Origin of the sequence: Bradyrhizobium sp. (assembly GCF_035935975.1) — a bacterium.
In the GTDB taxonomy this organism is placed as follows: Bacteria; Pseudomonadota; Alphaproteobacteria; order Rhizobiales; family Xanthobacteraceae; genus Bradyrhizobium.
Genome location: NZ_DASYWN010000052.1, coordinates 213566 through 235568, shown reverse-complemented (window position 1 = coordinate 235568; position 22003 = coordinate 213566). Strand labels below are relative to the sequence as shown.

Annotated in this window: 17 protein-coding genes; 9 read left to right on the top strand and 8 right to left on the bottom strand. The window is 65.5% G+C overall.

Going from position 1 to position 22003, the window contains the following annotated elements; genetic code table 11:
• Positions 1-23 precede the first annotated feature (23 nt).
• A complete protein-coding gene (locus tag VGR99_RS31830; protein ID WP_326903897.1) occupies positions 24-1199 on the bottom strand; it encodes a YncE family protein in 1176 nt (391 codons plus the stop codon).
• Between the two features lie 268 nt (positions 1200-1467).
• On the opposite strand from VGR99_RS31830, the gene VGR99_RS31825 reads away from it, so the two are divergent.
• Together VGR99_RS31825 and VGR99_RS31820 are read left to right on the top strand one after the other, a co-directional pair.
• Complete coding sequence (locus VGR99_RS31825; RefSeq protein ID WP_326903896.1) at positions 1468-3177, top strand: alkaline phosphatase family protein; 1710 nt, start codon at positions 1468-1470, stop codon at positions 3175-3177.
• 13 nt (positions 3178-3190) lie between these two features.
• On the top strand, positions 3191-4516 hold the full coding sequence (locus VGR99_RS31820; RefSeq protein WP_326903895.1) for a cytochrome-c peroxidase: 1326 nt from the start codon (positions 3191-3193) through the stop codon (positions 4514-4516).
• 33 nt (positions 4517-4549) lie between these two features.
• Here the strand turns inward: VGR99_RS31820 and VGR99_RS31815 are convergent, their stop codons facing one another.
• The 5 genes from VGR99_RS31815 to VGR99_RS31795 form a co-directional block, all read right to left on the bottom strand.
• Positions 4550-5332 carry a hypothetical protein gene (locus tag VGR99_RS31815; RefSeq protein ID WP_326903894.1) on the bottom strand — a complete coding sequence of 261 codons (783 nt, stop codon included), beginning with the start codon at positions 5330-5332 and terminating at the stop codon, positions 4550-4552.
• A gap of 367 nt (positions 5333-5699) precedes the next feature.
• Positions 5700-6683 carry an NAD-dependent epimerase/dehydratase family protein gene (locus VGR99_RS31810; protein WP_326903893.1) on the bottom strand — a complete coding sequence of 328 codons (984 nt, stop codon included), beginning with the start codon at positions 6681-6683 and terminating at the stop codon, positions 5700-5702.
• 88 nt (positions 6684-6771) lie between these two features.
• Positions 6772-7845, bottom strand: coding sequence for a hypothetical protein (locus tag VGR99_RS31805; RefSeq protein WP_326903892.1), 1074 nt, complete (start codon positions 7843-7845; stop codon positions 6772-6774).
• Between the two features lie 97 nt (positions 7846-7942).
• Entirely contained in the window at positions 7943-9436 is a 1494-nt protein-coding gene (locus VGR99_RS31800) for an NAD(P)/FAD-dependent oxidoreductase (RefSeq protein ID WP_326903891.1), read from the bottom strand.
• Between the two features lie 105 nt (positions 9437-9541).
• Positions 9542-9991 (bottom strand): cupin domain-containing protein, encoded by a 450-nt coding sequence (locus tag VGR99_RS31795; protein ID WP_212485295.1) that lies wholly within the window; start codon positions 9989-9991, stop codon positions 9542-9544.
• A gap of 186 nt (positions 9992-10177) precedes the next feature.
• Here VGR99_RS31795 and VGR99_RS31790 point away from each other — a divergent pair, with 186 nt between their 5' ends.
• Positions 10178-11203, top strand: coding sequence for an AraC family transcriptional regulator (locus tag VGR99_RS31790; RefSeq protein WP_326903890.1), 1026 nt, complete (start codon positions 10178-10180; stop codon positions 11201-11203).
• An 18-nt stretch (positions 11204-11221) separates the two neighbouring features.
• On the opposite strand, the gene VGR99_RS31785 is transcribed toward VGR99_RS31790, so the two are convergent.
• Together VGR99_RS31785 and VGR99_RS31780 are read right to left on the bottom strand one after the other, a co-directional pair.
• Positions 11222-13078 (bottom strand): ATP-binding protein, encoded by a 1857-nt coding sequence (locus VGR99_RS31785; RefSeq protein WP_326903889.1) that lies wholly within the window; start codon positions 13076-13078, stop codon positions 11222-11224.
• Between the two features lie 111 nt (positions 13079-13189).
• Positions 13190-13822, bottom strand: a complete 633-nt coding sequence (locus VGR99_RS31780; protein ID WP_326903888.1) for a cupin domain-containing protein — start codon at positions 13820-13822, stop codon at positions 13190-13192.
• Positions 13823-14027: 205 nt separating this feature from the next.
• Here VGR99_RS31780 and VGR99_RS31775 point away from each other — a divergent pair, with 205 nt between their 5' ends.
• The 6 genes from VGR99_RS31775 to VGR99_RS31750 are packed head-to-tail and all read left to right on the top strand — an operon-like array spanning position 14028 to position 21751.
• A complete protein-coding gene (locus tag VGR99_RS31775; RefSeq protein ID WP_326903887.1) occupies positions 14028-15719 on the top strand; it encodes a peptide ABC transporter substrate-binding protein in 1692 nt (563 codons plus the stop codon).
• Positions 15720-15746: 27 nt separating this feature from the next.
• Entirely contained in the window at positions 15747-16697 is a 951-nt protein-coding gene (locus VGR99_RS31770) for an ABC transporter permease (protein WP_326903886.1), read from the top strand.
• Between the two features lies 1 nt (position 16698).
• Entirely contained in the window at positions 16699-17574 is an 876-nt protein-coding gene (locus tag VGR99_RS31765; protein WP_326903885.1) for an ABC transporter permease, read from the top strand.
• Between the two features lie 36 nt (positions 17575-17610).
• Positions 17611-18939 carry an FAD-binding oxidoreductase gene (locus tag VGR99_RS31760; protein ID WP_326903884.1) on the top strand — a complete coding sequence of 443 codons (1329 nt, stop codon included), beginning with the start codon at positions 17611-17613 and terminating at the stop codon, positions 18937-18939.
• 7 nt (positions 18940-18946) lie between these two features.
• Positions 18947-19873: a glyoxylate/hydroxypyruvate reductase A gene (locus tag VGR99_RS31755; protein WP_326903883.1), complete on the top strand. Its 927-nt coding sequence runs from the start codon at positions 18947-18949 to the stop codon at positions 19871-19873.
• A 9-nt stretch (positions 19874-19882) separates the two neighbouring features.
• Positions 19883-21751, top strand: a complete 1869-nt coding sequence (locus VGR99_RS31750; protein WP_326903882.1) for an ABC transporter ATP-binding protein — start codon at positions 19883-19885, stop codon at positions 21749-21751.
• The last annotated feature ends 252 nt before the right edge of the window (positions 21752-22003 follow it).

The window sequence follows — 22003 nt, the reverse complement described above, 5'->3', positions numbered from 1 at the left end:
AGGCTGCGCCGCGCCCAACGGCCTTACGGCTCCGCGGTGCGAATGCCTGCGGGGCTCACCTGCAGCTTGAGCGTGGACGTCCTGGTCAGCGCCTTGCCGTCGAACGAGAAGGCGATCAGCTCGTTCTCGACCATGCACTGCGCCACGACGTGCTTGGAGTCCTTCGACCACACCATGCCCTGGCACCAATGGCCGATCTTGGCCTCCGCCACCGGCGTGAGGTCGGTGCCCGAAATCCTGTAGACCTTGAGCAGGCCGAAATCGTTGAAGAAGGGCGAGGTGGGCGGCTTGTTCGAGCCGTTCATGACGGTGACGGCCACGTGGCTGCCGTCCGGCGACATCTTCACGGCTTCTGGCGTCTGCCCGACGGTCACCGTCGTGACGACGCGGATCGGCTTGGCGGTCATGTCGATCAGGCTGATCGAATCATTGTCGCCGCTGCTGGCGCCGACATTGCCGACCACCGCCGCGGCGCTGCCGGTGAGATCGATGTCGTAGGGGCGGATGCCCGCGGAGAGGTCGCGCTTGGCGTATTCGACCTTGTTCCCGTCCACGGCGAGAAGCGAGACCTTGTTGTCGCCGTCGCGGGTGACCAAAGCGGTCGCTCCGTCGCGCGAGAACACGGCGTGGCTGGGGCCTGACTTGGCGTCTCCGAGCTGAATCTTGCCGGCCGGCGTCAGCGTGCCGCCGCTGATGGTGAAGACCGAGACGGTGCCTTCGCTGCGGTTCGCAACCAGCGCCAGCGTGCCGGCACGATTGATCGAGACGCCGGCCGCGCCGGCGCCGGCCTGAAGCGTCGCGAGCACTTTTGGCGGCGAGGATTTCAGGTCGATGACCGAGAGCTTGTCGTCGGGCACCGTCTTGGTCGCGTCCGCCGGATCGATCTTCATGGCGCCCGTGACCAGCGCAAACGACCCGTCCGGCGCAATCGCGACGCTCGGCGGCGGGCCGACGACACTGGCAGGGGCCGCGACCTCGCCAAGCAGTTTCAGTGTGCCGTCGGTGAGATCGATGACGCTGACCGTGTCGGGCAGCGGCTGCTTGCGGACGACGGCGTTGCCGTTCTCCAGCACCATCTTGCCGTCATTGGCGCTGACGACGATCTCGGCATGGGCGGCGAAACCGGCGAGGCCGGCCAGGGACATTGCGACCAGGGCTGACGCGGCATGGCGCGTGCGCCTGCGAAGAGCGGCTTTCATGTTTCCCCCTGAGACTTTGTTTTTGTCCGGCCAAGCTAAATGCAACCGGGCGCATCAGGCAACAACCCGGGCGCGATCATTTTTGCCCTCGCCCGGGGAATAAAACGGCATAACGCGGCCCGGCCAGGCGAAGCGGGCGGCTGCATAAAAAATTCTGCCTCGACCACTGCGCAAAGTGTCTCGTGCGTCAAACTGACACAGCTCTGTCATTCGCGATGTTTAGAACATTTCTGATCGTAAACATCCTCATTTCCGGGGCGTCAAAAAAATGAAATCGAAACTACTGACGACGGCCGCGATTGTCGCGGCCGCGAGCGCGCTCGCGTGCACTCTTCCCGTCCTTGCGGACGATTTCGGCCGGGACCGCGATCATGGCCACGACGATCATCATCGCCATCCGCACGACATCCACACCGAGACGCCGATCAAGCATCTCGTGATCATCTTCAACGAGAACCGCTCGTTCGATCATTACTTTGCGACCTACCCGAACGCGGCCAATCCGTCCGGCTCCATTCCCTTCGTGCCGAAGCCGCATACGCCCAAGGTCAACAACCTCGCTAACGCCAACCTGCTGGTGAACAACCCCAACACCAACCAGGCTAACGGCACCGGCGCGACCAATCCGTTCCGCCTCGACCGCACCCAGGCCAACACGCGCTCGCAGAATCACTCCTACACGCCCGAGCAGCAGGCCGTGGACAACGGCAAGGAAGACCTGTTTCCGAAATTCACCGGCCGCGGCACCGCTGGCGGCGCCGGCGCGTTCGGCACCAACGGGCAGGTCATGGGCTATTTCGACGGCAACACCGTCACGGCCTTCTGGAACTACGCCCAGAACTTCGCCATGAGCGACAACAACTGGACCGACACGTTCGGCCCGTCCACGCCGGGCGTGCTCGAAGTCGTCGCCGCCCAGACCAACGGCGTGCAGCCGGTGATCGGCACCACGGCCTCGATCGCCGACGGCCAGGGCGGCCTGACGCTGACCGGCGACACCGATCCCGGCAACGACGCCTGCTCGAGCACGACCAGCACGATGCTGATGGGCGGCAAGAACATCGGCGACCTGCTCACCGACGAGCACATCAGCTGGGGCAGCTTCATGGGCGGCTTCGACCTGACGCTCAAGAACGCCAACGGCACCACCGGTTGCGGCCGCAGCACGTTCTCGAGCAACGTCAACGGCACCATCGTGGACTACATCCCGCACCACGCGTTCTTCCAGTACCACGCGTCCACCGCCAACCCGACGCATGCGCGACCGAGCTCGGTCCACGCGATCGGTCATACCCATGATCTCAACGGCAAGGTCGATCCGGCCAACCACAATTACGACCTCGAAGACCTCTATGCCGCGATCAAGGCCGGCAACTTCCCGGCCGTCTCCTATGTCAAGATGCCGGCCTACCAGGACGGTCACGCCGGCAACTCCGATCCGCTCGACGAGCAGGCCGGCAATGTCGAGCTGATCAACTTCCTGCAGAAGCAGCCGGAATGGCGCGAGACCGCCGTCATCATCACCTATGACGACTCCGACGGCTGGTACGACCACCAGTACGTTGCGCCGAAGAACGCCTCGTATGATCCGACCGCCGACCAGGTCAACGGTCCGGGCCTGTGCGGCCTCGGTCCCAACAAGCAGCCCGCGCCGAACGGTCTCGGTGGCAAGCCGGTGAACGGCCGTTGCGGTCCGGGCACGCGTGTTCCCCTGATCGTGGTCTCGCCCTACGCCAGGACGAACTACGTCAGCCACACCTACACCACGCAGGCTTCGGTGGTCCGCTTCATCGAGGACAATTGGCTGCATGGCAAGCGTCTGGGCGGCGGTGCGTTCGACGCCGGCGCGGGATCGATCGTGGACCTGTTCGATTTCGATCAGGATCATCGCCATGACCTTCGGGCGGACGCGCTGTTCCTCGATCCGACCTCCGGCACGGTCATGACCAGCCCGCCGGACGAGCATCACCACCACTAGGACGTTCCTTCGCATGAACAGCCGCACGATGTGGCTTCTCGGCGCCGGCCTGCTTTGTCTGGCCGGCGCCGTCTTTGCAGCCGAGACCAATCCGGCGGGCATGAACCCGAACCCGGTTCAGCTCCGACGTCCGCCGGTCGCGCCGTTGTCGGCGATGGCGCAGCTCGGCAAGGCGATCTTCTACGATGCGTCGCTGTCGTCTTCAGGCGCGCTGTCCTGCGCGTCCTGTCACAGCCCGGATCACGCCTACGGTCCGCCCAACGACGGTCCGGTAATGCTCGGCGGCGCGACCCTGTCGCGGCAAGGGGCGCGCGCGGTGCCGTCTCTGACCTATCTCGACCGTCACCCCAATTTCAGCATCGGCCCCGACAAGGGCGACGACGACAACATCATCGACCTCGCGCAGATGGCCGCGATCGGCCAACAGGCCACGCGCACGACCAAGACCGCGGGCGGCACCGGCGCGTCTGCGAACATCGTGCCGCAGGGCGGCCTGTTCTGGGACGGCCGCGCCGACACGTTGCAGGACCAGGCGCTGTTTCCGCTGCTCGATCCCAACGAGATGGATGGCGGCAGCGCCGAGATCGTCGCGGACAAGCTGCGCCGCGCGCCTTACGTCAAGCGCTTCGTCGAATTGTTCGGCGCCGGCGTGCTCGGGAATCAAAGCCTCCTGATTGCTGAGGCGATGTTCGCCGTTGCGCGCTATCAGGTGGAAGAGCCGAGCTTCCATCCCTACACCAGCAAGTATGACTACTGGCTCGAAGGTAAGGCGCGGCTGTCCGAGAGCGAGCTGCGCGGCCTGCAGGCGTTCAACGACCCCAATAAAGCCAACTGCGGGGGCTGCCACACGTCGGCGCCGACGCGCGACAACCTGCCGCCGCTCTTCACCGATCACCAATACGAGGCGCTTGGCGCGCCGCGCAACGCCGCGCTCGCCGGCAACAGCGATCCCGCTCATTTCGATCTCGGCGTCTGTGGCCCGCAGCGCACCGACATCCCGGAGCAGACGCAATATTGCGGCATGTTCCTGACGCCGACGCTGCGCAATACGGCAACGCGCCACGCCTTCTTCCACAACGGTGTGTTCCGCACCCTCGAGCAGGTGCTGGATTTCTACAATTTCCGCGACACCAATCCGGAAAAAATCTTTCCGCGCGCGGCCGACGGCACGGTGCGGAAGTACGACGATCTGCCGCAGAAATATCACGCCAATGTCGACGTCACCGATCCGCCGTTCGATCGTCACCCCGGCGACAAGCCGGCGATGACCGAACAGGACGAGGCTGACATCATCGCATTCCTGAAGACCCTGACGGACGGCTACAAGCCTGAATATTAGGGCGTGGATGCATGGCCCATCGCGTGGCTATCTTCAAAAGAACTCGAGCGAAGGAAAGTGATTCACTAACCTGTCCCAGAGCGAAAGCGGTGGTCGTGGCTGCCTTTTGGAGTCGCTGAGCGATAGACACCGCGGTGCCAATCTCATCCCATAATAGAGGTTTGCTCCGGAGACGCTCTGACCGCCTTGTATGCTCACGGTCGGGTCAAAATTGTTCTTTATCAGGTCGGTCGTTTGTTCGACGGAGCCTGTCGCTGTGTTGTCGTAAGCTGCGACGTATTTCGTCGATGCTTTGAGGACCCGCTGTCCCTGGCAAACGTACTCTCCGTTTTCCAGATACCGTCTCACCGCCCGATCGCAGGATTCGCGACGGAACAGTTCATCCGCGATGATCGACAGGTCTTCAAGGGAGACTTCCAGCACTTGAACGTCGTCGAGCTCGAGCTTGACGGCTTCTGCCAATTTTGCATCGGCGCTGGACTGTATCGAACGCACGACCTTCGAGTCGAGTGAATATTGTGTCTTGCGCAATTCGGATGTGACCTGGGTCGCCGAAGCAGACGTACGCGTGACGCCAACCAACCGGTCCGATGAGACTTCGCACAGCATGTCGTAGTCCTGACCGTTCGCGGAGACATGATAGATCGAGCCGGGAGCGCGCAGGAGCACCGGTGGCGTTATCGGGTGGAAGCCGATCGCAGTGATGGCTTCATTGAGTTTGTTCGGGGGCGTGTGGAGATGTATCGCGGCCACGGATGCCAGTGGTGCGATGCTCACGATCGTTACTAATGCCCCCCACTTGACTAACGGGCGCATTGGAATTCTCCGCCGATTATCCGCAACAATAGTTTCCGCAGGGGCGCGCACATGCGTAGGCCGATCCAGTAGGAGCAGCCGTCGTGAGTGCGGCGAGAGCGAAGACAAAAAAGAGTACTGCGAACTTCATGACCTGTCCTCCTGTGGATTGACAGATGTTCGCTCGACGTGACGTCCGGAAACCCGCAATAGCTTGGTGACGGGAAGCGAGACATCCTTCTTCTGAGGCTACGTCCGGCATTGGGCCGCAGATATGAACTGGCTCACACTCTATCTTGAATTGTGCTGGAGCAGCGTATGGGCGGTCGTGACCCTTCTGAGGAGCGTCGTCACAAAAGCCAGCAGCTGGTTACATCGTCAAGCTGCTCTAGCTCGTCCTGCCCGCATGCCACGCCGCGAGCACGGCGGTCTCCTCGTCCTCCGTAAGTCCGATGACAGGCCCGTTGCCGGCGCGGAGCCAGCTGCGCGTGTCGCGCGCGGTGGTCGCCACGGGTCGCGCGGTCAACCCGGCCTCGCGTGCCGGCGAGGTGTCGCGCGTCATGAATCCAGCGTAGTCGGGCAGGGGCAGCCACATCGGCAGCGACCGCGGGCCGGCCCAGCGCCTGATGTCGTGCGCCTCGAGGAAGGCGCGATCGATCCAGGTGAATCTGCAGGACGGGTTCAGCGCGGCGGCGCACTCGGCCAGGAATTCACCGCGCGTGCGGATCGGTCCAATCCCGTCATAAATGCCCTTAAGGCCGGTCTCCGCCGCATGCACGATCCATTGCGCGAGGTCGCGCACGTCGATGAACTGCACGGCATCGTCAGGCGATCCCGGCGCCAGCACCTCGCCGCCCCGCGCGATCCGCGCCGGCCAGTAGGCGAAGCGTCCGGTCGGGTCCTCCGGCCCGGCGATCAGGCCGGCCCGGCAGATGAAGGCGTCGTTGCCGACCGCCTGTTCGCAGGCGACCTTGGCGGCGCCATAGATGGCGTCGGTGCTGTGCTCGACGTCCTCAGCCACGGGCTCGCGCAGCGGCGCCGTGTCGGAGCGCTGCCCCGGCGTCTGATTGTCCGCATAGACGCTGACGGTCGAGACGAAGCTCCAGTGCACGCCGGGCCGCTTCAGCGCCGCGACCGCTCGGCGGACCTGGCCTGGATGGCGCGCGACATCGACCACGGCATCGAATGTCTGGCCCGCAAGCGGGGCAAGACCGTCGGTGGTGTCGCGGTCGACCCGCACGAAGCGGGCGCGCGCCGCGATCGGACCCGCAAGCCCGCGGGCCGCACAGGTCACGTCGTGGCCGGCCGCGCAGGCGTGAGTGGCGACCGCACGCCCGAGAAACTGGGTGCCGCCGAGGATCAGCAGTCGCATGAGATGGCCGACAGCATCGTGGTGTGTCCTTCCCGGAGGGTGTGGGACCTGCAGCCTACGACGTCTGGTGGCGGTTGCAACCGGTGCGTCAGCGCCCTTTGAGCTCGGCGTATTTCGCCATCGCACGCTCGAACTTCCGGTTGAACAGCCACATCGCGCCGAGGATCTCGCGAAAGCTCGCCGAGGTCCTGGCACGGTCGGCCTGTCCGAACGCAAAAATGCTGTTGTTGCGCAGGTGCTTCATGACCGTCGGACTGGACACCCGGTAGTTCAGCAGATCGCCCGATTTGAGCGCCGACCGCGTCGGGGTGGGAACGATCTGGATCAGCTCGAACAGCTTCATCTGGTCGATCGGATCGGGCAGCGTCTTCACGATCGCCGGGATCTCCCGGAAGATCTCCGCATGCGCGTTCATCAGGCCGTCGCGCACGTTGGTCCAGTGATTGAAGCGATGGTCGGTGCCGCGGGCGCGGGCCTCTTCCTTGTCGTCGCGCGCGTTCAGCGCGGGATCGAGCGTCGCGATCTCGGGCTTGATGGCCTCCCATTTCCTGCGTCCGTTGCGGTCTTCGGACGGGCCGGTCTGGAAGCTCCCCATATAGGTGTTGGAGCGTCCGTTGCGGACATTCTGCTTGCCGTTGGTCTCGGCAAAGAACAGCCCGAGGCTGATGCGGCCCGCAGCTTCGGCGTGAACCGGTGCGAGCCCCTTGGCGCGGGCGATCGCAACCGCGAGATCAACGACGTCCCTGAACGGCGTCGCCGAGTTCTGCGCGTCCGCCGGCGGCGCCTCCATGACGTCGAACAGCTTTCCGTATTCGTCGATCAGCGGCTCGATGTCGGCGTCGAAATAGGCCGGCGGGATCTCGAACTTGTTGGGCTTGCCGATGCGCGAGGGCACGGCGTCGGTGAGATCCTTGTAACTGCTGATCACCGCGACACGCGCGAGATACAGCGCCTGGCCCGGCAGGTTCGGCAGCGGCTGCCTGGCATCGATCTGCCGGCGCCGCTCGGCGAGGACAGCTTTGAAATCGCCGAGCGCGCGCTCGTAGGTCGCCGCCGCCTCCGACTGCTTCGGCGTGAGCGGCTGCGCCTCACTCACGCCTGATGTCGTGAGGATCAGGCCAAGCGCTGCGATGGCCGCGGCAGCGTGACGTCGTGGTCCCATGGCGGGTTCCCATGTCCCGGAGATTCGCCGATCATGGGATCGTAACCATCAAATGCGGGGCCTGGCGAGTTGCAATTCCCGCTCGGGATTGTCGCTCTCACCCCGTGGCCCTGTACTCCGGCGCCGATGTCAGGAACTTTGCGTAGTCATCCGCATTCGGCGGCTGGAAATGTCCGGCGAGCCCGCCGCGCTTTTGGGACTTCGCGCCGATATCGGCCATCAGCTCGTCGAAATGGCGATAGTGATAGGGCGCGACGCACAGTCCGCCATAGACGCCGGCGGCCGGCCGCTCGACGCGCTTGAAGTGCAGCATCATCTCGATGTTGTCGCGCATCTGCTGCGCCGTCGGCTGGTTTGCGAGCTGGCCGTCGGCGTAGCGCACCAGCCAGTTCGCGGCGAGATCGGCGCAGAGCACGGTGCAGAACGACGAATTGAATCCGACGAAGCCGAGGTCGGGAAGATCGGGATTGGCGATCAGGCGGTAGAGCCGGTACTGCCCGTCCGCATCGACCAGCTTGGACTGATAGGCCTCCGGCAGGAAGGGCACGCCGAGCTTGTAGCCGATCGCGAGCACGGCGACGTCGGCGCCGACGCGCTCGCCGCCGCTCATCACGATGGTGTCGCCTTCGTAATGATCGAAACTGCCGAACACCGCCTTGATGCGGCCGTCGGCGACCATCGAATAGAAGCCGGGCGTTGCGATTGGCACCGAGCAATTGACGCCGTCCTCGATCCGCTCCTTCGGCACCATCTTGCACTTGCTGAGCTTGAGCTGCGCCTTCAGCAGGCTCTCCAGCCCGCGCCAGTTCGCCCAAATGAGAGGCGCGGCCATGCGATACGCCAGTCGCGACATCGCACTGATGCCCCAGCCCGGAAACATCTCCTCCTGCGCGCGGATGTAGAGGATGCGCTTGAAGTTGACGAGGCCGCCGATGAAATAGGGGATGCGCCAGACCGGCTCGCGCATGACGATGGTGACCTCGCGCGCGCCCGATTTCACCGCGTTCACGGCGATGTCGGTCGCGGATTTGGAGCCGCCGAGCACGACGACGCGGCGTCCTTTCGCCAGCGCCGGATCGCCGTATTTCGACGAATGCAGGATCTGCCCGCCCTGGTCCAGAAAGCCGTCCTCGCCGCGGCAGTGCAGCTCGCGCGGCTCGTTGAACTGCCCGGTGCAGATCGCGACGAAATCGAAATCCTCGCTCGCAGTCGCGCCGTCCTTGCTCGTCAGCGCGAGCGTCCAGCCGGGTTTGCCGTCGGCGCGCCGCGCCATGCCCGCGACCGCAGTGTCGAGACGCAGCATGCGGTCGAGACCAAAGCTCTTCGCGTAGTCGGCGAGGTAGGCATGGACCTGCGGCCCGGTCGGCCATTCCGGATAGGATTCCGGCATGGCGCGGTCGGTGTAGCGGTACAGATCCTTCGGGCTCTGCGTCTGCACCTCAGGATAGGAGCGCGCCGGCTCCCAGACGCCGCCGAGATCGCCGCTGCGCTCGACGATGGTGACGCGGTGGCCGCGGGTGGAGAACGCCTTTGCGGTGGCAAGGCCGGAGACGCCGGCGCCGATCACGCAGACATGCTTGGGGCTGACCATGGGGTGCTCGCAATCAATGTGTTTCGCGCGCAAGCGGCCTCGTTCGGCCGCAAGGCGCGGCCGGCGGGCCTGCAAGCAGGTGAGAGAAGACGAGGAGGCGACTGCCTACTCGTTGGCCTCGGGCGGCAGAAAGTCGACCTCGTGCAGCGCCGAGATGCGCACGACCTCGGCCGGGTCGGTCAGATTGTGGAGCTGGTCGAACAGCGCCTCCAGCTTCTGCATCGGCGAGACCCAGAACAGCGCGCGGCACGGCTTGTCGGACTTGTTGAAATAGCCATGCGGAATGCCGCGCGGCATGCGCACGAGATCGCCGGCATGGGCCTTGACCCATTGGCCGTCGAGCTTGAGGTCGAGCGTGCCCTCCTGCACCAGGATGAACTCGTCCTGGGTCGGATGGATGTGCACCGGCACGAACTGGCCGGGATCGCTGTTGGTTTCGAACGCGAAGGTGGAGTCGGTGACGGCCTTGGGGAAATAGACCTGACCCAGGATGTTCCAGGTCTTGCCGCCATAGCCCGTGCCGTTTGCGGTAATGCCCTTTTCGAGTGCAGTCATGGCTCGCCTCCTCATGAATCCGGCGAGGGAGCTTCCGCCAGCGACGGGCCGCCTGTCTATCCGCTAAACGAATCCGGACCTCGCTATTGCCCTGCAGCACGAACGATTTTGCAGGCGCGGCCCTTTTCGCGTCCGGGGAACTATTATAGGCTTAAAGCAATTCCGTGACGCGAAGCGTGGTCGACGATGTCCGCAGCCGTGCTGGAAATGAATGCAAGCGCGTCCCAGGCCGAACGGCTTGCGGACTTCGCCCGCGTCACCACGGATGATGTCGACGAGGCGGCCGAGCAGATCGGGCGCATCTTCTGTCCCCATGATCTCAGGCCGGCGCAGACGCGCACAATCGGCTTCTCTGCCCGGCACAATTGCGCGGCGTTCGACGGTTTCTCCATCAACTACGTCGCCTATGGCGGATCGGTCAGCATCGATCCCGGCTGTCTCGAACGCTTCTTCCTGGTGCAGATCCCGCTTGCTGGCGCGGCGAACATTCGCGCGGGTATCAGCGAATTTGATGCCGCGCCGGACCGGACGGCCTCGCTGCTGTCGCCGACCATCCCGACCCGGATGATGTGGCGCGACTGCGCGCAGGCGATCCTGCTGCTCGACCGCCGCATGGTCGAGCAGCGCGCCGCGGCGTTGTCGGGCAGGGTGGCCGGCGCGGTCGAGTTCGATCCGGTGATCGACCTCGACGCACCATCAGGGCAAGCCTTGCGGACCAGCCTTGCCGAGCTGATGCGGCTCGCCGAACGTCTCGGGCCCTCCGGCAGGCTTTCACCGGTTGCGGTGGCTGATTGGCGCGAATTGCTGCTCGATCATCTCCTCAACGGCCAGCGGCATGACCAGTCGGATGCGATCCGAACTTTTTCGGGGCGAGCCGAACGCCTGCCGCGCGCGCTCCGCGCCGCGCGGGACCATCTTTCCGACAATGCCGGCGAGCCGCTCGACCTCGCGCAGCTCGCCTGCGCCGCCGGCATCGGCATCCGGGCGCTCCAGCTCGGCTTCCGCCGTCACTTCGGCGTGTCGATCTCGCAGATGCTGCTCGACATGCGCCTTGCCGGTCTGCACGCGCGGCTCGCGCAGGCAGCGCCCGATGCGTCCATCACCGACATCGCGTTCGACCTCGGCTTCACCCATCTCGGCCGCATGGCCGGTGCCTACCGCGAAAAATTCGGCGAGACGCCGTCGGCGACGCTGCGGCGGCGGATGAGCTAGCGCGCGTCGCGGGACAATCTACTTCCGCGATCGCGTTACGTCGTCGTCTTCGGCGGCTTGCCTGCGCAAGAAGCCTTCCATCTCCGCCTGCACCGAATAGGGCGTCGGGATCGGATCGCCCACGGAATCGACCGCGGTGTCGAGCGAGCGGCGCAGCATGCGGGCGAGCTCCGCCTTGCGATAGGGCTTTGTCAGGAGCGGTGCGCCCATGGTGGCGTGTCCCGGCCCGTGCGGCGCGTCGTGGGCATAGCCCGAGGTGAACAGCACCCGCAGCGAGGGGCGCGTGGCCACCATCTGGTCGGCGAGCTCCCGTCCATTCAGGGCGCCGGCCATCACGATATCGGTGAAGAGCAGATCGAACGGCGTGCCCTTGGCCGCGATGGCGAGCGCGTCGGCGGCATTGATGGCGGGGATCACCTTGTAGCCGAGGCTTTCGAGCTGGACCGTGACGAACTGGCGGACGTCGCGGTCGTCCTCGACGCAAAGGATCGTCTCCGTTCCGCCCACGATCTTGCGTTCGTCATAGCCGGCCGGACGGAGCGTGCTGGTCTCGGCCTTCGGCAGATAGATGGTGAAGGTCGTGCCGCGGCCTTCGGCGGAGCTGACCTTGATGCCGCCGCCGGATTGCTTGACGAAGCCGAACACCATGCTCAGCCCGAGGCCGGTGCCCTTGCCGACATCCTTGGTCGAGAAGAAGGGATCGAAGATGCGCTCGAGAATGGCTTGCGGAATGCCGGTGCCGTTGTCGGCGATCTCGATCTCGACATAGTGGCCGGCATAGCCCGCGCCGACCGCCACCGCCTCGCGCACGCCGAACACGACGTTGCGCGTCGTCAGCGTCAGCTTCCCGCCATCGAGCATCGCGTCGCGGGCGTTGATCGCGAGGTTGAGCAGCGCCGAGCTGAGCTGGCCGCGGTCGGCGAAGGCGAGCCAGATATTGCGGTCGAGCTTCGTGACGATCTCGATCTTCTTGTCGAAGGTCGCCAGCAGCAGCTTCGCGAGCTCTTCGAGCAGCTCGTTGACGTCGATCTCGGCCGGCTGCAGCGCCTGCTTGCGTGCAAAGGACAGCAGGCTCGACGTCAGCGCGGCGCCGCGGTCGGCGGCCTCGCTGATCAGCTTGGTGATGGTCGCGAGCGGCGGATTGTCCTTCACGGCGTCGGCGAGGATCTCGATCGTGCCCGTGATCACGGTGAGCATATTATTGAATTCGTGGGCGATGCCGCCGGTGAGCTGGCCGACCGCCTCCATCTTCTGCGCCTGGATCAACTGCTCCTCGGCGGCACGCTTCTGGGTGACGTCCTTGACGAAGTTGTTGATGATGGTGCGCCCGCCGATCTGGAGCGCCGTGCTCGACGCCTCGATCAGGATCTCGTCGCCTTCCCGGTGCAGCAGGGTCGCCTCGAACCGGATGCCGATCGGCGTGTTCGACAGTTCCGGCAGCAGCCGCATCATGCGCTGGCGAAAACCGTCGCGGAGCGGCTCGGCAATGAGGAGGTTGACGACGTCGGTGCCGAGCGCCTCCTCTCGCGTCCATCCGGTCAGCGCCTCGGCCTGAAAGCTCCACTCCAGGACGATACCCCTTTCGTCGGTTTGAACGAAGGCATCGAGCGCGGTCTTGATGACGGCTTGGGTGACTTGCGCGCTGATCTGCGCCTGCTCGGCGAGTTGCACGGCGGTGCGTTTTTCCTGCGACGCCTCGATCATGCGCGTGCAACGCCGCGCGAGCAGCACCGCAACAGCGGCGCTGGCGATGAGGGCGACGATCTGGGCAATGCCCAATCCCGGTCCGCTCACGGCATAGGAGGCGAGGAGGGCCGCCGCTGTGACGACGACCTGCGCGGCCATCGCGAGTGTCAGAAGCCCCCTGAGTTTCATGGTCCCACACCAACGACGTCAGTTGCGGACCCCCGCGTCCGCCCTGGAGATTGCTCCGGCCTCACGTGAGCTACAGTCTCCCCGCGGCTGCGTCGAGGGTCAATCTCCGCCTCAACCTGCCGGCGAATCGGTCTGCCGCAGCGTCGTGACCCAGATCACACGCGCCGACTGCTGGGTCGGGTTGTCGAACATGTGCGGCACGATGCTCGGAAAGCGGAAGCTGTCGCCGGCTTCCAGCAGATGCGCCTGGTTGTCGAGCCACAGCCGCAGGCTGCCGGACAGGATGTAGCCGGCCTTCTCGCCGGTGTGCTGCAAAAAGTCGGTACCGGAGGAGGCGCCGGGATTGAGCGTGAGCTCGTAGAGCTCCATCTGGCCCTTGCCTTCCGGCGTGAGCGCCTCCTTGACGACGCCGCTGGCGGTGAGCCGCAACAGGCGCCGGTTGTTCTTGCGCACGATGTAGCGCTGCACATCGGCGGGATCGCTGGTCTCGAAGAAATAGGAGATGGGAACCTCGAGCGCGATGCTGAGCAGGCGCAGCGTGCGGATCGACGGCATTGCGCGCGCGCGTTCGAGCTGGCTGATCATGCCGTTGGACAGGCCGGTCTTGTTGGCGACGTCCTGGATCGACAGGCCCGCGCGCTGGCGCAGCAGCCGCACGGTCTCGCCGAGCCGCTGGTCGACCGCATCGTCGGCCTCGATCGCCGGGGCGTCCTTCGGACCGTTGGTATCGCCGCGACCATCCATGTCGCTCTCCCATGCATTCCCGCGCCGCCGGAATAGCCGGCGGCGGTGTGAAAAGGTCGCGCATCCTAGCAATGTGATTGACAGCTGTATTTAGTCATGATGAAATTTTGGCTGAAAAATTTAGAAGCACTAAAGCCCACTCCTGTCCCTTTGCCGGGGTCTCGGGGCGCGGGAGAGGTGCCGCGTGCGGGAACGGAGACTGATTATGGCAGACAGCACCGGCAAGTTCGGCGTTGGGGGACTGCGTCATTTCGGCATTCCTACTCGCCGACAATTCTTCCAGCTCGGCGCAGGCGCCGCGGCGGGATGGACGCTTTCGGGCAATGCGTTCGCGCAGACCGAGCGACCCACCAATCCGCCGGACAAGCCGCGCGGGCAGGTGATCGCGGCATTGTCGCAGGAGCCGACCGTGTTCCATCCCTTGATGCCCGGCATCGAGGTCGATCAGGGCATCTGGTGGCAGGTGTTCTCGCCGCTCTGGTTCATCGAGCCCGACGGCAAGTTCGTCGCTGATTTGGCGCGCGAGGTGCCGACGGTCGAGAATGGCGGCCTGTCGGCGGACGGCCTGACCTGGAAGATCAAGCTGCGCAGCGACGTGAAATGGCACGACGGCACGCCGTTCACGGCCGAGGACGTCAAGTTCTCGCTGGAGCTGATCAACAATCCCGACTTCCGCGTCCGCAACCGCGTCGGCCATAACCTCGTCAAGGACATCAAGGTCGTCGCGCCCGACGAGATCCACTGGCGGATGGAAGCTCCCTATTCGCCCTACATGTCGATCCTGTCGCTCACCTTCATCGTGCCCAAGCACATCCTGGAGAAGGTGTCGGACCCGAATTCCTCGCCGTTCCACAACGCCCCCGTCGGCACCGGCCCGTTCCGCTGGGCCGAGCGCGTGCCCGGCGACCACATCCAGCTGAACGCGCACACCGGCTATCACGGCAAGGGACCTTACGTCGAACGCGTGGTCTTCAAGTACATCCCCGACCTCACCGTGCTCTACACCCAGTTCCGCACCGGTCAGGTCGACTACACCGGCCTGCAAGGCATCCTGCCGAACTTCGTGCAGGAGGCGAAGACGCTGAAGGGCCGCAAGATCTTCGTCTCGTCGACGTCCTCGGTGGAGCATATCGCACCCAACCTCGAATTCGGTCCCTTCGCCGACCGCACGGTGCGCGAGGCGCTGTATCTCGCCATCAACAAGCAGGCGATCATCGATGCGCTGAACTACGGCCTGCCGACGCAGACCGAGAGCTTCGTGCCGCAGCAGGCCTGGTCGTTCCAGCAGGGATTGCCGCAGCACAAATACGATCCCGCCAAGGCCAATGCGCTGCTCGATGCAGCCGGCTGGGTTCGCGGCTCCGGCGGCGTCCGCGAGAAGGGCGGCGTGAAGCTCGAATTCACCAACTCGACCACCTCAGGCAATGCGGTGCGCGAGCAGACCCAGCAGCTTCTGATCCAGGACTGGCGCGCGATCGGCGCGGCGATGCGCGTGAACAACATGCCGGCCGCCGTGATCTGGGGCGATTTCTGGCAGCAGTCGAAGTTCAACTCGGTGCTGGTGAACGTGAACTTCATGCTCGGCAGCGATCCCGACGTGACGCCGCGGTTCGGCTCCGGCTCGATTCCCGCCAAGGGCGGCCGCGGTTACAACACCTATCAGTACAAGAGCGCAGAGGCCGACCGTCTTCTTGCCGAAGGTGCCAGGCAATTCGACCTGGCGCAGCGCAAGGCGACCTATGGCGAGCTGCAAAAGCTGATCCGCAACGATCTCGCGATCCTGCCGCTGTTCCAGGGTTTCATCGCCGAGGGCGTGAAGGAGGGGCTGCAGGGCTTCCGGCCCAACGTCAACACGTCCATCAACTGCTGGAACATCCGCGAATGGTACTGGGCCTGATGCCTCAGGCTGGCTGGATCGCCTGAGATGGCCCGTTACGTCATCAACCGTCTGGCGCAGGCGGTCATGCTGCTGGTGATCGTCTCCGCGATCGGCTTTGCCATCCTGCATCTCGCGCCCGGCGGTCCGCTGTCGCAATTCGCGGCATCGGCGCAGATGACGCAGGAAGATCTCGACCGCGTCACCCAGCAGCTCGGCCTCGATCGCCCGCTGCCGATCCAGTATCTCGACTGGTTCGGCCGCATGCTGAAAGGCGACTGGGGCAAGTCGTACCGCGACGGCGAGGCGGTGCTGTCGGTGATCTCCTCGCATCTCGGTGCGACGCTGGAGCTGATGACGACGGCGACCATCATCGCCGTGCTGCTGGGCTGCTGGATCGGGATATCAGGCGCGCTCCGGCGCTACTCGCTGTTCGATTCGCTCGCCACGGTCGGTGCCATGATCGCGCTGTCGATCCCGACCTTCTGGTTCGGCCTCGTCGCCATCTACGTCTTCTCCGTCAAGCTCGGCTGGCTGCCGGCCGGCAACCGCCACACCATCGGCGACGGCTCCTTCCTCGACCTGCTGCATCACCTGATCGCGCCGGCCATGGTGCTGGCGCTGGTCGAGACCGCGATGTGGGGCCGCTTCATGCGCTCCTCCATGCTCGAGGTGATCGGCCAGGATTATATCCGCACCGCGCGCGCCAAGGGCATGCCGGAATGGCGCATCCTCACCGTGCACGCACTCCGCAACGCCCTGCTGCCGATGATCACGGTCGCCGGCCTGCAGTTTCCGACCCTGCTCGGCGGCGCGCTGGTGGCCGAAACCGTGTTCACCTGGCCCGGCATGGGCCGGCTGTTCCTGGATTCGATCGGTTATCGCGACTATCCCGTGGTGATGGGCATCCTGATGTTCTCCGCGACCATGGTGCTGATCGGCTCGCTGATTGCCGACATCCTCTATGCCGTCGTCGATCCGCGCATCCGGGTGGGCTAGCATGACGGCTGCGACACTCTCCACCGTTCAGGTCGCGCCCGGCCAGGCCGCGTGGCGGCGCTTCTGCCGGCATCGGCTCGCGCTCGCGGGCGCCGTGATCATCCTGGTGCTCGTGCTCGGCTCGGCGCTCGGGCCTTACCTGCTGCCGTTCGACGACACCTATATCGACATCATGAAGCGGTTCGCGCCGCCGCTGTCGGGCGCGCACATCCTCGGCACCGACGAACTCGGTCGCGACGTGCTGGCGCGGCTGATGATGGGCGGACGCGTCTCGCTCTCGATCGGCATCGTCGCCATGGTGATCGCGATGGCAGTCGGCATCGCCGTCGGCGCCTTCGCCGGATTCTACGGCGGCGTCGTCGGCGCGGTCCTGATGCGGCTCGTCGATGCCGTGCTGTGCTTTCCGACCATCTTCCTGCTGCTCGCGCTCGCCGCGCTCACCGAGCCCGGCCTCGTCACCACCACCATCCTGATCGCAGCCACCGCGTGGATGGCTGTGGCGCGCGTGGTCGAGGCCCAGGTGCGATCGCTGCGGGAGCGCGAGTTCGCCGTCGCCGCGCTCGCCTTCGGCTCGTCGAACCTGCGCATCATGTTTCGCGAGCTCGTGCCCAACGCGATCGCGCCGATCGTCGTGGCGGCGACGCTGAACGTCGCCAAGGCGATCCTGCTCGAATCCTATGTCAGCTATCTCGGCTACGGCATCCAGCCGCCGGCCGCGAGCTGGGGCAACATGCTCAACAACGCGCAGATCTACCTGACCAGCGCGCCATGGCTCGCGATCGCGCCGGGCGTTGCCATCACGCTGGCGGTGACGAGCTTCAATTTCCTCGGTGACGGCCTGCGCGACGCGCTCGACCCGCGCCTGAACATCCCGTGACAAGATCTCGATCGAACTGACCTTCAGGAGTGCACCATGTCCCCGCCGCTCACCCGTATCAACAGCGACGAACGCCTGCCGGCGCAGGCGGACGTCGTCGTCATCGGCGGCGGCGTGATCGGTGTCTCCGCGGCGTATCATCTCGCGAAGAAGGGCCTCTCCGTTGCCCTCGTCGAGAAGGGCCATGTCGGCGGCGAGCAGTCGAGCCGCAATTGGGGCTGGTGCCGCCAGCAGGGGCGTGCGCGTGAGGAGATCCCGCTCGCCCGCGAGGCGCTGCGGCTGTGGGGGGACATGCAGAACGATGCCGGCGTCGATGCCGGCTTCCGCCGCACCGGCGTGCTGTTCCTGACCAAGAGCAAGGACGAGCTCGCGAGCTGGGAGCGCTGGGCCGCGGTCGCGCGCGAGATGCAGGTTCATTCCACCGTGCTGACCCCGGCCGAGGTCGCCGAGCGGATGCCGGGCAATACCGACAAATGGGTCGGCGGCCTGCACACGCCGAGCGATGGCCGCGCCGAGCCGTCGATGGCCGTGCCTGCGCTCGCCACCGCCGCGCGCAAGCACGGTGTCACCATTCATCAAGGCTGCGCCGCGCGCGGGCTGGAGACGACCGGCGGAAAGGTCAGCGCCGTCGTCACCGAAAAGGGCACCATTCGCACGCAGGCGGTGCTGCTGTCGGGCGGCGCATGGTCGTCGCTGTTCTGCCGCCGCCATGGCATCGAGCTGCCGATCGGTCTCGTCAACGCCACTGCATGCCGGACCACGCCGGCGCCGGAGATCACGTCCGGCGCGCTCGGCACCGATTTCTACTGCATCCGCCGCCGCCTCGACGGCGGCTTCACGCTGGCGCTGCGCAACCGCGGCACGGTCGAGCTGTCGCCCGACCTGTTCCGCTATGCGCGCACCTTCTGGCCGACCTATCTGCATCGCAAGAACGGGCTGAAGCTCTCGTTCGGCAAGTCGTTCTTCGACCAGATCATGCGCGGCACCAGCTGGAGCCTCGACAAGCCGTCGCCGTTCGAGACCGAGCGCGTGCGCGATCCCGCGCCCGACATGTCGCTGGTCAATGCGGCGCTGGCCTCGCTGATCAAGGCGAACCCGGAACTGAAGGACATCGAGATCGCCGAAGCCTGGGGCGGCACCATCGATTGCACGCCCGACACGATCCCGGTGATCTCGCCGGTGGACGCGCTGCCGGGTTTCTTCCTCGCCACTGGCTTCTCCGGTCACGGTTTCGGCATCGGCCCCGCCGCCGGCAAGCTTGCCGCCGACATCGTCACCGGCGCGACGCCGCTGGTCGATCCCGAGCCCTACAGCCACAAGCGCATGATCGACGGCCGTCGGCTTGCGCCGGTCAGCCCGTTCTGAGGGCGGCATGAGCGTTCTCTACAAGGCCAACATGGTGCGCGGTGCGGAATGGGCGACCTTCTTCGCCGAGCGTGCGCCGGATGTGCCGTTCCGGCTCTGGCCCGACATCGGCAATCCCGCTGACGTGCGCTATCTCGTGGCCTGGGTGCCGCCGGATGACATCGCGACGAATTTTCCCAATCTCGAGCTGGTCTTCTCGGTCGGCGCCGGCGTCGATCAATTCGACACCACCAAGGTCCCGGCACACATTCCGCTGGTCCGCATGCTGGAGCCGGGGATCGCCGAGACCATGGTGGAGTACGTCACCATGGCCGTGCTCGGGCTGCATCGCGATCTCCTGCACTTCATCAATCAGCAGAAGGAGCAGGTCTGGCGCGAGATCCGGATCACGCCGGCCAGGCGCCGGCGCGTCGGTGTGATGGGGCTCGGCCAGCTCGGCCAGGCCGTGCTCGAACGCCTGAGGGCATTCGGCTTTCCGCTGTCGGGGTGGAACCGCTCACCACGCGAGATCGAAGGCGTCAGCTGCTACGCCGGCGCCGACACCTTGCCGGAATTCCTTGCGCAGGCCGACATCCTCGTCTGCCTGTTGCCGCTGACCGACGAGACCCGCGGCATCCTCAACGCCGATCTGTTCGCGCGCCTGCCGCGCGGTGCGGGGCTCGTCAATGTCGGACGCGGCCCGCATCTCGTCGAAGCCGACTTTCTTGCCGCGCTCGACAGCGGTGCGCTCTCCGGTGCCGTGCTCGATGTCGCCGATCCCGAGCCGCTGCCGGCAGGCCATCCGTTCTGGAGCCACCCGCGCATCCTGCTGACGCCGCACAACGCCAGCATGACCACGCCGGATACGGCCGTCGATTTCGTGCTCGACGTCATCGCGCGCCACCGCCGCGGCGAGGAGCTGCCGGGGCGTGTCGATCGCACGCGGGGTTATTAGGGGCTTCGCATGAGCATCGGCGCAACCAGATCTGATCAAGTCGTGGCCGAGGCGCAGACGCCGGTTCTGTCGGTGGCGGGCCTGACCACGTCCTTCCTGCGCGAGCGGCAATGGATCCCGGTTGTCCGCAACGTCTCGTTCGAGATCGCGCCGCGCGAGACCGTGGCGATCGTCGGCGAGTCCGGCTCGGGCAAGAGCGTCACCGCGCTCTCGATCATGCGGCTCGTTCCGAAGGAGAACGGCCGTAGCGAAGGCCGAATCATGCTGGCCGGGCGCGATCTGCTGACGCTGCCCGAAGCTGATATGAAGGACATCCGTGGCAACGATGTCGCGATGATCTTCCAGGAGCCGATGACGAGCCTCAATCCGGTGCTCACCATCGGCTTCCAGATCGCGGAGGCGCTGATCCAGCATCGCGGCCTGTCGCGTGCGGCGGCGGAGGCGGAGACGATCCGCCTGCTCGACCGCGTCCGCATCCCCGCGGCGAAATCGCGTTTCCACGAGCATCCGCATCGCTTTTCCGGCGGCATGCGCCAGCGCGTGATGATCGCGATGGCGCTGGCCTGCAAGCCGAAGCTGCTGATCGCGGACGAGCCGACCACCGCGCTCGACGTCACCATCCAGGCCCAGATCCTGGAGCTGCTGAAAGAGCTTCAGCAGGAGGAGGGGATGTCGATCCTCTTCATCACCCACGACATGGGCGTGGTCGCCGAGATCGCGGACCGCACGGTGGTGATGTATGGCGGCCAGGCGGTGGAGACCGATGCGACCGCGCGCATCTTCGCTGCGCCCTCACATAACTACACGCGCGCACTGCTCGCCGCCGTGCCGCGCCTCGGCTCGATGGACGGACGCACGCGGCCGATGCGGTTTCCGATCGTCGACAAGGTGACGGGCACCTCGGACGAGCCGACAGAGACGCCCGACACGGTCTCGACTGCCGAGCGTCCGCTGCTCGAAGTCGCGGGTCTCACCACGCGCTTTCCGATCCGCTCGGGCCTGTTCGGAAAGGTCTCGGGCCGCGTCCATGCGGTCGAAAACATCTCCTTCACATTGCGTGCCGGCGAGACGCTGGCGCTGGTCGGCGAGTCCGGCTGCGGCAAGTCGACGACGGGTCGCTCGATCCTCAAGCTGACGGAGCCCGACAGTGGCACGGTCCTGATCGACGGCCAGGACGTCCTGACCATGAACGCCCGCACCTTGCGCGACTTCCGCAAGCACATGCAGATCGTGTTTCAGGATCCGTTCGCGAGCCTCAATCCGCGCATGTCGGTGGGGACGGCGATCGCCGCGCCCTTGCTGGCCAACGGCCTCGCCACGGCGTCGCAGGCGCGCGACAAGGTCGCCGATTTGCTCGTGCGCGTCGGCCTCACCGCCGACATGGCCGCGCGCTTCCCGCATGAATTCTCCGGCGGCCAGCGCCAGCGCATCTGCATCGCGCGCGCGCTCGCGCTCGGGCCCAAGCTGATCGTTGCGGACGAGGCGGTCTCCGCGCTCGACGTCTCGGTCAAGGCGCAGGTTGTCAACCTGATGCTCGACCTGCAGGCCAGCATGGGTCTCGCCTATCTCTTCATTTCCCACGACATCGCAGTGGTGGAACGCATGAGCCACCGCGTCGCGGTGATGTATCTCGGCGAGATCGTCGAGATCGGCCCGCGCGCTGCGTTGTTCGGCAATCCGCAGCATCCTTACACCAAGAAGCTGATGGCCGCGGTGCCGGTGCCCGACCCGTCACGTCGCGGCACCAGGCGCGAAGCCGCCAACGACGAGATCAGAAGCCCGGTGCGTGCGCCGGATTACCAGCCGCCGGTTCGGCAATACCGCGAAGTCTCGCCCGGTCATGTCGTGCAGGTCTGGGGCGAGGAGTGGTCGGCCTGATCGCGAGCTTCACACGTGCTCCGGAGATTGTGACCGGATGGAGCGACAGAGAACAGCGCTCTGTGAACCGCTTCATAGTCCATCCCTCACGTTTTGAACTACAACTCCCCGAAGAAATTGCCGCACCCGGAATTAGCTGACAGACACGGGTGAGTTGCAATGCCTGCGCGGCGGTGTGCGCGCAGCCCCGGATTGGCTCTCGCCTTCGCGAGCAAGTCAGCCCCATCACTCAGCACAGATCTTTCTGAAATT

Coding starts and splice junctions, on each gene's coding strand:
- VGR99_RS31830 (WP_326903897.1), bottom strand. CDS start 1,199: ATGAAAGCCGCTCTTCGCAGGCGCACGCGCCATGCCGCGTCAGCCCTG.
- VGR99_RS31755 (WP_326903883.1), top strand. CDS start 18,947: ATGAGCGTTCTCTACAAGGCCAACATGGTGCGCGGTGCGGAATGGGCG.
- VGR99_RS31790 (WP_326903890.1), top strand. CDS start 10,178: ATGTCCGCAGCCGTGCTGGAAATGAATGCAAGCGCGTCCCAGGCCGAA.
- VGR99_RS31825 (WP_326903896.1), top strand. CDS start 1,468: ATGAAATCGAAACTACTGACGACGGCCGCGATTGTCGCGGCCGCGAGC.
- VGR99_RS31800 (WP_326903891.1), bottom strand. CDS start 9,436: ATGGTCAGCCCCAAGCATGTCTGCGTGATCGGCGCCGGCGTCTCCGGC.
- VGR99_RS31805 (WP_326903892.1), bottom strand. CDS start 7,845: ATGGGACCACGACGTCACGCTGCCGCGGCCATCGCAGCGCTTGGCCTG.
- VGR99_RS31760 (WP_326903884.1), top strand. CDS start 17,611: ATGTCCCCGCCGCTCACCCGTATCAACAGCGACGAACGCCTGCCGGCG.
- VGR99_RS31795 (WP_212485295.1), bottom strand. CDS start 9,991: ATGACTGCACTCGAAAAGGGCATTACCGCAAACGGCACGGGCTATGGC.
- VGR99_RS31750 (WP_326903882.1), top strand. CDS start 19,883: ATGAGCATCGGCGCAACCAGATCTGATCAAGTCGTGGCCGAGGCGCAG.
- VGR99_RS31765 (WP_326903885.1), top strand. CDS start 16,699: ATGACGGCTGCGACACTCTCCACCGTTCAGGTCGCGCCCGGCCAGGCC.
- VGR99_RS31775 (WP_326903887.1), top strand. CDS start 14,028: ATGGCAGACAGCACCGGCAAGTTCGGCGTTGGGGGACTGCGTCATTTC.
- VGR99_RS31785 (WP_326903889.1), bottom strand. CDS start 13,078: ATGAAACTCAGGGGGCTTCTGACACTCGCGATGGCCGCGCAGGTCGTC.
- VGR99_RS31810 (WP_326903893.1), bottom strand. CDS start 6,683: ATGCGACTGCTGATCCTCGGCGGCACCCAGTTTCTCGGGCGTGCGGTC.
- VGR99_RS31820 (WP_326903895.1), top strand. CDS start 3,191: ATGAACAGCCGCACGATGTGGCTTCTCGGCGCCGGCCTGCTTTGTCTG.
- VGR99_RS31770 (WP_326903886.1), top strand. CDS start 15,747: ATGGCCCGTTACGTCATCAACCGTCTGGCGCAGGCGGTCATGCTGCTG.
- VGR99_RS31815 (WP_326903894.1), bottom strand. CDS start 5,332: ATGCGCCCGTTAGTCAAGTGGGGGGCATTAGTAACGATCGTGAGCATC.
- VGR99_RS31780 (WP_326903888.1), bottom strand. CDS start 13,822: ATGGATGGTCGCGGCGATACCAACGGTCCGAAGGACGCCCCGGCGATC.